Source organism: Streptomyces sp. NPDC047022, from assembly GCF_040644155.1.
Lineage (GTDB): Bacteria > Actinomycetota > Actinomycetes > Streptomycetales > Streptomycetaceae > Streptomyces.
Genome location: NZ_JBEYVV010000004.1, coordinates 23,120 through 37,048, shown reverse-complemented (window position 1 = coordinate 37,048; position 13,929 = coordinate 23,120). Strand labels below are relative to the sequence as shown.

Annotated in this window: 3 protein-coding genes, 1 tRNA gene and 1 pseudogene; 3 read left to right on the top strand and 2 right to left on the bottom strand. The window is 67.1% G+C overall.

Going from position 1 to position 13,929, the window contains the following annotated elements; all coding sequences use genetic code 11:
• Positions 1-9 precede the first annotated feature (9 nt).
• Positions 10-7,023, bottom strand: coding sequence for a polymorphic toxin-type HINT domain-containing protein (locus tag ABZ845_RS06830; RefSeq protein ID WP_360973794.1), 7,014 nt, complete (start codon positions 7,021-7,023; stop codon positions 10-12).
• Between the two features lie 336 nt (positions 7,024-7,359).
• Between ABZ845_RS06830 and ABZ845_RS06825 the strand changes: the two genes are divergently transcribed.
• Both ABZ845_RS06825 and ABZ845_RS06820 read left to right on the top strand, forming a co-directional pair.
• Positions 7,360-12,315, top strand: coding sequence for a LamG-like jellyroll fold domain-containing protein (locus ABZ845_RS06825; protein WP_360973791.1), 4,956 nt, complete (start codon positions 7,360-7,362; stop codon positions 12,313-12,315).
• A 74-nt stretch (positions 12,316-12,389) separates the two neighbouring features.
• Positions 12,390-13,310: a LysM peptidoglycan-binding domain-containing protein gene (locus ABZ845_RS06820; RefSeq protein WP_360973788.1), complete on the top strand. Its 921-nt coding sequence runs from the start codon at positions 12,390-12,392 to the stop codon at positions 13,308-13,310.
• 128 nt (positions 13,311-13,438) lie between these two features.
• Here ABZ845_RS06820 and ABZ845_RS06815 read toward each other — a convergent pair.
• Positions 13,439-13,546, bottom strand: a pseudogene (locus ABZ845_RS06815) (cold shock domain-containing protein); the annotation flags it as partial.
• A 301-nt stretch (positions 13,547-13,847) separates the two neighbouring features.
• Between ABZ845_RS06815 and ABZ845_RS06810 the strand changes: the two are divergent.
• Positions 13,848-13,923, top strand: a tRNA-Arg gene (locus ABZ845_RS06810).
• Positions 13,924-13,929 lie beyond the last annotated feature (6 nt).

The window sequence follows — 13,929 nt, the reverse complement described above, 5'->3', positions numbered from 1 at the left end:
GTGCGCTACCTATCCGGTCGTCACGTTCAAGTCGATGCCCGGGAACATGTCTCTGAACTGCGAGACTACCGAGCTGCAGGAATCACACATGGGTAGCTCTGAGTGAAGGTTGATGGTCCCAGCGATCGAGTCCGAGGAGGGTCCCAGTCGGTTCGCAATACTGTTCAACAGCTTGAATTCAGTATCAGAGAACCGCGTATTACTTCCCGTCGCTTGGGGAATGAAGCGCTGCGGATTCCCTTCAGAGCCAACGGTAGGAACGGTCCCGGCACGCTCGGCATCACCGCTCACCGAGCTGAGCACATAAGAATCCTGACCATCTATCGCAACCTCCGCTGCAGCAATGTTCCGCTTGGCGCCAACCTGGCCCGAAGCGCGCAGGTCCGAGACTGCAGTCTGGGCACCATTGCAATTGTGGACCAAGATCGGCGTGGTCCCTGCCACAACATAGTACGTGTGGAGTTGCTGGACGGTGAGGTTCCAGCGGTTTGCGGTGCCGGGTGTGGTGTGGGTGGAGACGACGTAGGCGTGGGTGTTGTTGGCGGTGTTGAGGGCGTCGCCGTGGTGGAGTTTGCCGGCGGCGGTCCAGGTGTGGGTGGTGTCGTTCCAGAAGGGGTGGTTGGCGGTGGTGTGGAGGGTGGCGGTGTGTCCGTCGTTGGTGCGGATGGTGAGGTCGAGGAGATCGTGGTCGTGGTTGATCCACACGTGTTGGACGGTGCGTGCGCCCTTGTGTTTGCCCGTCTTGGGGTCGGCTGCCTGGACCTTGTCGCCGGTCTTGATCTTGCCTATGGGTTTGGTTTTGCCGTCTTCCAGGAGGACCGGTGTCTCGGGGGCGAAACTGCAAGGGGGGCTTGTGCCGGGCTCTTCCGGCCCGCCTTCGTCCGCCCCGCTGAACGCTGAGTTCACGGCGCTGAAGAGTTTGCCTCCGGCGGAGACGCATCCTGGGGCGATGACGGGTACATCGATGCACGCGCTCGCGACAGGGATGGCGAAAAAGAAGCCTCCCCCGATCATGGCGACGTTCTCGTAGTCTGAGATCTTCTGCTTGGTTGATTCGGCGTTCGCTGCGGCGTCGAGGTTCGCCCATTGCTGGGGGTTGTCGTTGCAACTGCGGTTGGCGCCGCATCCGCCCGTCGTGGCGCTGCTCAGGTGTTTCCTGGGCGTGTAGGTATAGCCGCCGCCGTAGTTGTGGCTGCCGTTGTAACTGTCGCCGTCGCAGCCGTTGCAACCCCAGGAGGGGTCGTTGAGCGGCTTGCCGTGGCTGTGCCGGGTCGGGGTGTTGTTGCCGTACTGGGCTCCGCCGCCGCATTCGTCGGGGCTTTCGCAGGCCATCGCACCCGTGGGGTCACTGCTGGTGATGGGGTCGTTGCCTGCGTAGTCGTAGCCGCCGATCTGGGTGGGGTCGGTGGTTTCGAGGAGTGGGTCGGCTGAGAGGAAGCGGCCGGACTGGGTGTCGTATTCGCGGGCGCCGAGGTTTTCGAGCTGGGTGGTGGTGTCGGGGGTGCCGCCGACGTAGCCCTTGTCGCCGGGCCAGGTGGTGGGGGCTGTGCCGCGGGTGGTGCCGAAGGGGGTGTACTGGCGGCGGGTGGCGGCCTGGGTCTTGTAGTCGACGGTCAGCAGGTCGGTGCCCTGCCGGTCGGGTATCAGGTACTGGATGTCGCCGGTGCTGGACCGCTCGGCGACCGTGGCGCCGCCGACGCTGTAGTAGCGGGTGCCGGTCAGGGCGCTGGTGCTGAGGTTCTCGGTGATCTGTGCGTCGCCGATGAAGAGGGTCGCGGTGCTGGGGTCGGTGCGCAGGACGAGGTTGCCGTCGCTGTCGTACAGGTAGCTGGTGCCGCCGGCGGTGGTGGTGTCGGTGGAGAGTTTGCCCTGGTCGTTCCACTTGAGGGTCTGGTTGCCGAGGGCTCCGCCGGTGATGGCGGTGGTGTTGCCGGAGGCGTCGTAGACGTAGTTGGCGGTGTTGGCGGTGGCGCCCGGTCCGCTCGCGGTGGTGCTGGTGAGGGTGTGGGGCTGGTCGGAGGACGAACCGGCGGTGGGGTAGTGGTACGTGGTGGTGGTGTCTTTGCTGGTGGTGCCGCCGGTGTCGTGGTCGGTCTCGGTCAGGCGGTCACCGGCGGTGTCGAAGGTCCAGCTCTGCCAGTACGGGTTGGTGCCGCCCACGGAGCTGCTGCTGCCGGTGCTCGGGGTGGCGGCGCAGGCGTCGGTGGCGGTCCAGGCGGCGTTCAGACGGGTGGCGTAGTCGTAGGTGAAGCACTGGGTGTCGGAGGTGGCGCCGCCGTTTTGCTTGTCGGCGGTGGCCACGACCAGTCCGGCACCCTTGGACACGCCGGTGTTCTGGTAGCTGTAGGCGGTGTCGTCGACGACCTTGCTGCTGGTGGAGTCGGTGGTCTTGGCGTCGGTGACGGCGTTGGTCTGCGCGTCGTAGCTGAGGGTGAGGTCGACCCAGCTGGTCGACGGGCCCATCGTGTACTGCACCGGCTTGCCGTACTCGTCGTAGCCGATGGCGGTGGCGTAGCTCCAGGCAGTGGTTCCGCCGCTGGCGAGGCTGGTGGGCTGGCCGTAGGTGTCGTAGCCGATGCCGATGTTCTCGGAGGGCAGACCGCCCTCAGCAGGGTCGCCGAGCGTGGTCAGTGCGCCGACGGTGTTGTAGCTGTAGGAGGTGATGTAGCCGCTGGAGGGTGCCAGGGCCGACTCGTTGGACGGCAGGTTGGCCAGCGTGATCTTGCTGGCGGCGGCCTGCGCGAAGCTGTTGTAGGCCAGGGTGGTGCTGGTGACCGCGGCGCTCGTGGTGCCCTTCTGGTAGGACGTGCTGGCGGTCGGGTAGCCCTTCTTGAGGGTGTCGTAGGTCCAGGCGCCGATCTCGTTGCTGCTGGAGGCCGTGGCACCGCCGGTCGTGTCGTAGGCGAAGCTCTTGCGGCCGTCCAAGTCGTAGCTGTAGGTGGCCTGGTCGTTGTCGCCGTTGGTGACGGTCAGGAGCTGGCCGGCGTTGTCGTAGGTGCTGCTGGTGGTGCCGGTGTCGGGGTCGACGGCCTTGGTCTGCCTGCCGAGCAGGTCGTACGTCCACGACCAGGAATTGCCCGCCGCGTCCTGCTCCGAGGCCTGTTTCCCGTCGGGCGTGTAGGTGTACTTGGTGTCGGAGTAGTCCGACGACGAGTCCTTGACCGGGTCCGCCGACACACCGGAGTGGTACTGGTACAGGTCGGTGGTCCGGCCGCGGGCATCAGTGATCACCGACTGCGCGGTTGCGCCGGCGGGCGGCACGGCGGTCGTGAAGTTGCCGCCGTAGGTGTAGGTGGTCTGCCAGGTCTGGCTACCGAGCGCGTAGGCGGTCTGCGCGGTCTTGCGGCCGGCGCCGTCGTAGGTGAAGCCCGTCTCCGAGGGGATGTCACCGTCCTGGGCCTGCACCAGCGTCGAGGACAGCGTGCCCTTGTTGTAGTACGGGGCGGCCGTCTTGGCCACCTGGCCGTCGGTGTTGTAGACGGTGTCGGTGACGTCCCGCCCGCCGTCCTCGGTCGCCGTCTGCGTCTCGCGGGTGCGCAGCAGTGCGTCGTAGAGGGTTTCGCTGGTGCGGTAGGTGGAGCCGTCGTTGTTCAGTGTCTGCGTGGTCACCACCGTGGGGGCAGTGTTGGAGACGGAGTAGCTGTACTTGGCGGTGGCGGCGGTGACGCCTGGCTTGAACACGGCCGTGGTCCGGCCCAGGGCGTCGATCTGCGCGGAGGAGACGTATCCGGCCGCGTCGGTGACCTTCGTCGGCAGTTCGCGCAGCGGGTCGTAGACCGTGGTGGTGGTGTGGCTGAGCGGGTCGGTGACCGTGGCACCGGTGGGTTCGGCTCCGGTGGTCGGGGTGTAGGCGGTGGTGGTCTTGCGGCTGTCCGCGTCGGTCGCGGTCAGAGTCCTGCCGTACTCGTCGACCGTGGTGGTGGACAGGGTGGTGTAGGTGGGGGTGGAGCCGCTGTAGCTGCTGGCCTGCTGGGTCGTCGTTGCGTCGCCGGTGGTGGGGGCGGTGCCGAAGGTGGTGGCGTTGTCGTAGTAGGTGCGGGTGTCGGAGACGGCGTTGCCCGGCAGGGTGGGGGTGGTGGCGCACTTGACGGAGACGGTCTGTGTCTCGTCCGGGGTGTCCAGGATCCAGGCGGAGGTGCTGTCGTCGTAGGTGACGGTGGTGCACAGGTCGTCGCTGGAGGTGGAGACGTCGGCGAGGTCGTCGGTCTTGGTGACGCGGCCGTAGGAGTCGTGGGTGTAGTCCGTCTCGGTCTCGCGGGTGCTTCCGGAGGCGAGCGGGGTGTAGACGCGGGTCTTGGCGGTGCCGGTGTGGAAGGACTGCTGGGAGGGCAGGCCGCCGGACAGGGCGTGGGTGGCGGTCGCCGAACTGGTCCAGGGGTCGGTGACGGTGTCGGTGACGACGCTGCTGCTGCCCTTGCCGTTGTAGACGATCGCCTCGTAGGTCAGACCTGCGTACTGGTCCGCGTCGGTGATGGCCGTGTCGCTGCGGGAGTCGGTGACCGTGGCCGTCCGGGTCTTCCCGCCGGACAGGGTGTCGCCGTCCATGCCCCGGAAGTAGGTGTAGTCGGTCTCCGTCTGCGGGTCGGGCGAGGTGCCGACCGTCACCTTCATTCCCTGGTAGCCACGCCACTGGCTCCAGGTCCGCTCAGCGGAGGGGGTCAGCGGGTTGTCGTTGTAGTGCCAGGCGGGCGAGCCCACGGGGGTGTAGGTGGTGGCGATGGTGTCGCTGACACCGCCGCCGGTCGGGTCCTGCTCGGTCACCCCGGTGACGATGTACTTGTTGAACCAGTCCTCGACCGGGCTGGTCTGCCCGCTCGGTGTCCAGTACTCCGGGTAGCACAGGGAGGTGTTCTGGCTCGGGTCCGACGGTGTGGACGAGCCGCACGCGGGCGCCGAGTAGCCGACGCTGATGATCTCGCCGGTCTCGGTGGTGATGGTGTTGAGCCGGTAGCGGGTGATCGGTGGGTAGCCGTCGGTGAGGTTCACCCGGTTCGACAGCGGTGTGCCGGAGAACGTCACCGGCTTCGCCGCGATGGAGGAGCTGGAGCCGCCGCCGCTGGTGTCCTGCCCAGTGAGGGTGATCGACGACAGCCACAGTGACGCGGTCGTCGCATCCCCCGTCGCGGGGAAGGCGTAGGCCAGGGCCCAGGAGTCCACGTTCGTCTCGGTCGAGCCGACCAGTGCCTGCGTCTGGATACCGGTCAGTTCCTCCTCCGACCAGAACGTCGGGGCGTTGTTGGAGCAGGAGGCGTTCTGGGCGCAGTACTGGTCGTAGGGCACATCCGGCCAGGACGACGACGTCGAGGAACTCAGCGTCGAGGTGGCACAGCCGGTGGAGGAGGTGTTGCAGCGGCCGTTGTAGGTGAACAGGACCTGCCCGGCGGGGCTGGTGCTGTAGACGGAGCCGTCACGCTGCCCGTACTGGATCTTCGACAGGTAGGCGTCGCGGATGTACGGGGTGTTCGCCGTGGTACCGAGGTCGCGTGCGTAGTAGGCGGTGTCGGCGGTGTAGAAGTAAGACACCGTGTCGCTGTGGGTGTCCTTGACGTAGTCCAGCATCCACCGGTACGCCTGCTGGCAGTAGGAGCTGGCGAAGGTGGAGTTGTAACAGGGCTGACCGGAACTGGTCGCGTACACCGGCTCGGTGAGGACCGAGTTCGTCGTCGCCTTCCCGGACGAGTAGCCCGGAAGTTCGTTCAGACCGAACGTGTACTGCGTTCCGTCGTCGGTGGTGACACGCCAGTACTCGCCGCTCTGGGCGCCGTTCGTGGCGCCGGTCAGGTACTCGACCTTCTCATTGGTGTCATCCTGCGCGTGGTATACTCCGCTGCTGTCGTCCTTGATCAGCGTCGTGGTCTGCCCGTTCAGCGACATGGTCAGCTGATTGTCGGAGGACCAGCAGTTGTCCCAGGTCTTCGTCGTCCCCGACGCGTTCTGGTGACACGACTGGTAGGACCGCTCGATGAAGTTGTCGCTGAGGGAGAACCCGTCGCCCACGACGGAGGCCTGGTTGTTCGTCGAGGACGTCAGCCCGTCCACGGACTGCGAGTCGTAGCCCAGGGAGAGGTTCGGGGAAAGGTCGCCGGGAACAGCCGGGACGTTGATCGGGTAGGACCAGGTGAACGCGTCGGCACTTCCGCCCGCCTGCCAGGACCCCGATGCCTTGAGATCGGTGGCGGTGAAGTCCCCGCCTCCGCCGCCCGAGGACGTGGACGACGCGGCGAGGACCATGGGCTGCGCCAACGCCGAAGCGGTCGCGGTGCGAGCAGTGCCGCCGGTCCGCTCGGAGGGCGACGCGTTCTTGGCCGGCACCGAGGACACGCGGGGCGTGGGCAGGTCCGCGCCGAGTCGCCGGGCATGCGTGTCGTTGCTCGTCGCGAGAGGGGTGCCGACCCGGCAGGACGCCTTCTGAGGTGTGGTCAGGGCACAGCCGGGCAGCATCTGGAACCGAAGCCGGGAGGACCAGTCACCGCCGAAGGCGCCGGCGAAGGAACTGTAGTCCAGAGAGAGATGCAGCCGGGAGGCCGTGCTCGGGGAGACTTCCAGCAGAACACCGCCGATCCCGGCCGCGCTGGCAGCGCTCTGCGGCAGCACCCGCACCTGCGCGCTCGCCGCGGAGGAGGAAGCTGAGGCGGAGGCCACGTCGGCCGAGGTGCTCTGACGGCTGGGTCTTTTTCTGCCTGGCTTGTCCGGCTTGCCTGGTCTGTTCGTGAGCGGTCCGAGCCAGACGGGCAGCGTGCCCGCACGCACCGGCGGCGCGGCGGAAGCGGAGCCCTTCGTCTTTCCTGTCCTGCCGGTGCCCGTATCCGGGGCGGCCGGAACGGTGACGGTGGCTGTCCCGGAGGGCCAGACGACCTTGGCCGACGGCTTGGTCAGTAGCTTCTTCGGGGCCCGGTAGTGGGAGGTGACGGGATGCACCGGTACCGGTTTGGTGTGCGCCGCCGTCGGTGGCTTGCGGTCCGCGGACTGTACGGGGGCCGCGGCGAGCGTGCCCGCGGCGAGAGCCGTGGTGACCACGCTCACGCCCAGGCCGCGCAACAGCCGTGCGGCGGCACGTGACCGCCTTATGGCCGTAACGCGTCGAGTCCCGGATTTCACAGTGAACCGCCCCCAGACAAACAACAACCGATCATGAAAACCAGTGAGGGAACTTAGTTAGGCAGTGCTTCAGTAACCAGACCCTCTGATCAAATCTTTACTTCCTTGATCAAGTGATTGACATGGACATAGCGGGACAAATGGTGACCTGATGTCAGTTGCGCCGACTCACAGAAAAATTGTCCCGTGTGTCAGCCAACTACTGTGCCTCGTATGTTCGCTGAGGCCGTTTTCCGGCTGATGTCGAGAGACAGGAATCCGATGCACATATTCCGCGCGAGAACGCGCCGCAGAAGACAGCGCGCGGCGCTGGCCGGGCTGGTGGTGCTGGGGGTAAGCGCGGTTGGTGTGGCGCCCGTCCACGCCGCCGTGGCTGCCGCACCCACCGGTCACGGGCTGCAGGTGTCCGGCACGAGTGCCCCACCCGTGAAGCACGTCGCTGCCCCGAAGGGCCTGACGCCGCTGCCCAGCGGGTACGGCCCCACCCCGGCCGACCAGGCCGCGATGCAGGCCGCGGGAGTCCGGGCGCGAGCCACGGGCAAACCGGTCGTGGTGTCCTCGCTGACCAGCCCCACCGCGCAGGTCGAGGCGTTGCCGGACGGCCGCTTCGGCATGGCCGCCAATCCGCTGCCGGTACGCACCGAACAGTCCGGCCGCTGGGTCCCGGTCGATCTGACGCTGGCACGCCGGGCGGACGGCGCCTGGGCGCCGAAGGCCACCGCGTACGGCAGCGTGTCCTTCTCCGGCGGCGGCACCAGTCCGCTGGCCGTCACGCGCTCCGGCCAGGTCTCACTGTCCCTGTCCTGGCCCACCATGCTGCCCGCACCACACGTGACCGGCGCGACGGCCACCTACGCGTCCGTGCTTCCCGGCGTCGACCTGCGCGTCAGTGCCACCCCCGCCGGTGGGCTCAGCGACACCCTCGTCGTCCATTCCGCCGCCGCCGCGAAGAACCCCAAGCTCGCCACGCTGCGCCTGGCCACCACCGTCCATGGCGGCCACCTGGCAGCGGCTTTTGACGGCGGCCTGAAGATCACCGACGCGCACGGCAACGCCGTCGCCGACGCGCCGACCGCCCTGCAGTGGGACTCCAACCGCACCCTGCGCGCAGACCGTCACCAGCCCCTTGGCGCGAAGGTCGCCGCGGACGCCTCCGACGCCGCGCACCCGGGCCTGGCCGCGCGCATCGCGCCCGTCACCACGAAGGTTGCCACCGGCGCGCTGGCCCTGATCCCTGACCATGCCATGCTCACGGCGAAGAACACCGTGTGGCCGGTGTACATCGACCCGTCCGTGAACTGGCACCCCACGGACTATCAGAAGCCCGCCTTCGATGAGGTCAAGCAGGGCTGCCCCGGCACCTCGTTCTACAACAAGACCTCCTCCCTCGCCGACGACGGCTATCTCGGGGTCGGCTACAACGGCTGGGTCGAGGGCGACTGCAATACCGGCGACGAGCACGCGATCTACCAGTGGAGCCTGTCGAAGACCATCTGGGGCGCGGACATCGACAGCGCCGAGGTGGATGCCACCGACATCTACTCCGCGTCCTGCTCGACGACCGCGACGGTGAATCTGCACTGGTCCAATGGCCTTGGTTCCGGCACCGACTGGAGCAACCGTCCCGGCTACGACAGCTACTCCACCTCGCAGAGTTACGGGCCGGCCTACAACCCGACCTACTGTTCCGGCAACGGGAGCGTCACGCACGGGTTCAACGTGCTCACCCCGATCAAGAGCGCGGCCAGCGGGCATTGGAGCAGCTTCACCGCGACCCTGAGCGAGGACTCCATGGAGTCCTCGCACAACGATCTCGGGTTCAAGCGGTTCGACCACAACCCGACGCTGCAGATCTTCTACAACAACGCGCCGAACAACCCGTCCGCGAACACCATGTCCGCCGTGTCCGGCGCGGACGACGCGGCCTGCGACACCTCCTCTCCGTATCCGTACATGGGCAAGACCATCGCCTCCACGCCTCCGGTGCTGAAGGCCAAGGTGTCCGACCCCAACGGCGACAAGCTCCAGGCCACCTTCCAGTACTGGGTCGACGGCTCGTCCAGCAAGTCCACTCTCACCAGCGGCGACAACCTGGCCTCCGGCAGCTACGCCACCGCCTCCCTGCCCTCCAGCTTCATCTCCTCGCTGACCAACGGCAAGATCGTCGACTGGGACGTGAAGGTCACCGACGGCATGGACACCACGTCCTACACCAGCTCGCCGACCTGCCACTTCACCGCCGAGCCCACCGCCCCGGACACCCCGGCGGTGACCTCGGAGAACAACCTCTACCCGAACACGCACGTCACCGACTCCTCGGTCGGCGCGGCGGCAGGCACTACGGGCTCGTTCGACATCGACGGCTCCGGCACCACGGCCGCCAAGTTCGTCTACAACCTCGACGTCGCGCCGCCCACCAGCAACCCCCCGGCCTCCGAGACCATCACCGCCAACGGCAACAAGGCCACCATCAAGGTCACCCCGCCGTCGCCTGGCCCGCACACCCTGTACGTGCACGCGGTCGACGGCGCCGGAGACGTCTCCGGCGACGCCACCTACACCTTCATCGCCGCAGGCCACGCGGCTAGCACCTGCACCAGCCTGTCCGCCTGCTACAACAACGTGGGCATCAGCTCCGACAGCAACAAGAGCCAGGCCGACCTGGACGGCACCGGCCACAGCTTCTCCGCCACCGACATGGCGAACGCCGGCTGGAACAGCGGCGGCAAGGTCACCGTCGACGGCGCCACCCTGGCCCTGCCGAGTTTCGGTTCCGGTCAGAAGGACAACGTGCTGGCCGCGAACCAGACCGTCACCTACTCGGGTTCGGGCAACGCCCTGGTGTTCCTGGCCACCTCGGCCGCGGCCGCGATGAGCAACCCCGGGGCGATCGCCGGTGACGAGACCGCGCCGTACGTGCCCAGCGGGACAGCGGTGAGCGGATCGTACTGCTTCAACGGAACCGATACGACCTACGCCTGCGCGGCGAGCGGAACCATCCACTACACGGACGGCACCAGCACCAACTACGACCTGACCGTCCCGGACTGGACTGTCGCAAGTCCGATCTCCGCCGTCGAACTCCCGCACTTCAACAGCAGCAGCTCCCAGACCGCCACCACACGGAGCCTGTTCGCGTTCTCGGTACCGATCGACGCGTCGAAGACGATCGCCTCGGTCACTCTCCCGGATGTCACCACCGCCGTGGCGTCCCACCAGCAGGGCCTGCACATCTTCTCCATGGGCACCCGCAACACCACCGCGGGCACCGCCGAGGTGAACGGCAGCTACGCCGCCGCGTCGTCCGGGCAGTCCTGGACCGGCGCCTGGGCCAATGCCACCGAGGGCAACTACAACCTGCTGGGCAGCAACTTCTCCAACCAGACCTTCCGTATCGCGCTCAAGCCGTCGGTGTCCGGCAGCACCGTCCGCGTCAAGCTGGACAACGCGCTCGGCACCAGCCCGTTGTCCATCGGCCACGCCACCATCGCGCTGAGCTCGACCCCGACCGCGATCGGGGCCATACCGTCCACGACACCGACCACGCTGAAATTCGGCGGCAGCCAGGCGGTCACGATTCCCGAGGGCGGCATGGCCTACAGCGACCCGCTGTCCTTCACCGTGAGTGCGAACCAGTACCTGCTGGTCTCCTACCAGCTCAGCAACTCCGTGCCCTACCTGGTGCAGCACTCCTACGCCAACGGCTCCTACGAATACATCACCTCCACCGGCTCCGGAGACCTCACGACCAGCACCAGCACCACCGCGTTCACCACGAGCGCCGCCAAATACGGCAACTTCACGGACCTCGTGACCGGCCTGGACGTCCAGTCCGCGAACGTGCCGACCGAAGCGGTACTCGGCGACAACCTCGTCGACCCCTTCCAGCCGAACACGACCCCGCCCAACTCAAACGGCTACCGCGTCTCCGACACGCTGACCGCCGCCGAACCCTCCACCCCCAGCCCGTACGGGGTCCTGGCCGAGGGCATCGAGTCCAACCAGCTCATGAAGGACAACCCCGAGACCTACAACAGCACCACCATCGGCGGCCCCGCGGCCCTGTCCCGGCTGGACCGCGACATCCTGGACCAGCCGGGCGTCACCACCGTGATCGTCGACGAAGGCCTGGAGGATGTGCTCGCCGGCGCCGGCAGCGACGATCTGGACGGCAACGGCTACACCGCGCTGGTCCAGCAGCTCCAGGGCTGGGGCATCAATGTCGTCCTGACGTCACTCACCCCGTGCGAGGGCTTCACCGGTGACGGTGCCAGCGCCAACGATGCGTGCAGCAGCACCGTCGACGCGGCACGCACCACCGTGAACGCCTTCCTCGGCGGTATGAACCTGGGCAACCCCTGGGCCACACCCGCCGTCTACTTCGCCGACTTCAACGCCGCCGTGGCCGTCACCGACAGCACCACCGGCGAGGACAAACTGGCCACCGCCGCCGACAGCAGCGACCACGCGAACCTCTCAGTGGCCGCCTTCGGCGCCCTGAGCACCGCTCTCCTGTCACCCGAGGACAGCTGGAACTTCGACGACGGCAACGGCATGCCCATCGCGACGGACACCGCAGCCACCGACACCCTCAACACCCTCAACGCCGTGGGAACCGACCCCAACCTCGGCAACAACCCGCTCACCCTCAACGGCTCGGCCACCTGGGCAACCGACACCACCCGCAACACCGTGCTCTCCTTGAACGGGAGCACCGACTCCGCGGCCAGCGCCAACACCGATGTCCTCGACACCTCGGCCAGCTTCTCCATCTCCACCTGGGTCAAGCTCTCCAGCACACCGACCAGGAACGCCACCGCGTTCTCCGCGAACGGCACAACCGACAGCGCGTTCTACCTGAAGTACGACTACAGCAGCGGGTCACCGAAGTGGTCGTTCGACTTCCCCACCACGGACACCACCAGCCCCTCCTTCAAGGGCGCCCTCGGCGGAACAGCCGTCTCCGGAAGCTGGACCCACCTCGTCGGCGTCTACAACGCCGCCACCCAGACAGCACAGCTCTACGCCAACGGCAGCCTCGTCAGCACCGCGACCGGCATCACGCCGTGGAAGGCCACCGGAACCCTCAACGCCGGGGCCGCCCAGTACAACGGTGCGACGACGGACTACTTCCCGGGCGAGATCAGCGGCGCCCAGATGTACAACTACGCGCTCACCGCCAACCAGGTGACCGCACTCTACGACCAGATCCCGTAACCAGCCCACCAGACGGGGTGCGGAGGCAGCCTGCGCCCGCACCCCGCATTCCACACACAAGGAGCTCACCCGACATGTCCGCCAGCCCGCGTGGCCGCCACGCCAAGCCCCGCACCCCCGTGATGCGCCGAACAGCGACGGGCGGTGCCATCGGCACCGCAGCCGCCGCGGCCAGCCTGTTCAGCGCCGCCGGCGCGCACGCCGCGACCCAGACCCCGCAAAGCAGCTACACCGTCAAGAGCGGCGACACCCTCTCCGGCATCGCTTCCTACGAGCACGTGCCCGGAGGCTGGGAAGCACTGGCGAAGGCCAACCACATCGCCTCGCCCTACATCATCCACCCGGGCGAGAGACTCACCCTCCCGGCAGGCTCCTATACCGTCAGCAGCAGTAACCCCTTCCCGGTAAGCGTCACCGTCGGCCAGGCCACCCAGGTCATCACCGTCAAGGCGAGCGGCACCTACGCCACCGTCACGCTCTGGCAGAAGTCCGGGACCAGCTGGAAGCAGGTGATCAGCACCACAGGCGCCCGCGTCGGCGCCCACGGCATCACCAACGGCGCCACCCGCACCCAGGGCACCAGCACCACCCCCACCGGCACCTACACCATCACCCAGGGCTTCGGAGTCGGGTCCAACCCGGGCACGAAGATGCCCTACCACCAGGTCACCAGCCACGACTGGTGGGTCGAGGACCCCACCTCCGCCTACTACAACCAGATGCGCACCGACACCCAGGGCGGCTTCCACCTCACCGAATCCGGCGACGACGGCAGCGAACACCTCATCAACTACCCCACCCAGTACAACAACGCACTCGTCATCAACTTCAACACCAACCCCGCCGTGAAAGGCCGCGGCGCCGGAATCTTCCTCCACGACCTCGGCCCCCAAGCCGGACCCACCGCCGGCTGCGTCGCCGTACCCGCCACCTTCATGACCAGCATCATGAAATGGATCAACCCCGCCGACCACCCCATCATTGCCATCGGCTGACATCCCTCCCCTTCACTGGCCGCACGCCTGCGCGCGGCCAGTGAAGAAGACCGCACCCGGTCCGCAGGCCGCCGAGCGCGGCGGCCTGCGGGTAGCAACCCGGGTCAGAGGCGGACGATGTTCTCCGCCTAGGGGCCCCTCTGCCCCTGCGCGATCTCGAACGAGACCTTCTCGCCCTCGTTCAGCTCGCGAAATCCATTGCCCTTGACCGCGGAGTAGTGTGCGAAGACGCGCGAGATCGAAGCCTCCAGCTTCCGCGCGATCTGGCGGGTCCTCGGGTGTGATAGTTGAGGTACAGGAAATGGCAGTGCCACCCTGTCCCTGGCGCTGCTGACCTTTGTTCTCACGGCGCTGTGAACCGACGGATGAGTTGCCGATGACCACGGCTTCCCTCCCGTCCGGTGATCGGCAAGGTACTGAAGGCCCCCTCCAGGAGGAGATCGAACCGCTGAGGTAGCCGTGCTTCTAGCCGTGAACTGCAGGTGAAACCTGCACTCACAGACACTCCAGGTGCCATCATGAAGACGAAAGATGCAGGTAGGAGCCACTGGCTACAGGCACTGTTGCTCTCCTAAAGCGGGTGTCGCAGGTTCGAATCCTGCCGGGGGCACCAGGCAAA

Excerpts from the sequence above, each read along its gene's own strand:
- ABZ845_RS06825 (WP_360973791.1), top strand. The coding sequence starts at position 7,360 with ATGCACATATTCCGCGCGAGAACGCGCCGCAGAAGACAGCGCGCGGCG.
- ABZ845_RS06820 (WP_360973788.1), top strand. The coding sequence starts at position 12,390 with ATGTCCGCCAGCCCGCGTGGCCGCCACGCCAAGCCCCGCACCCCCGTG.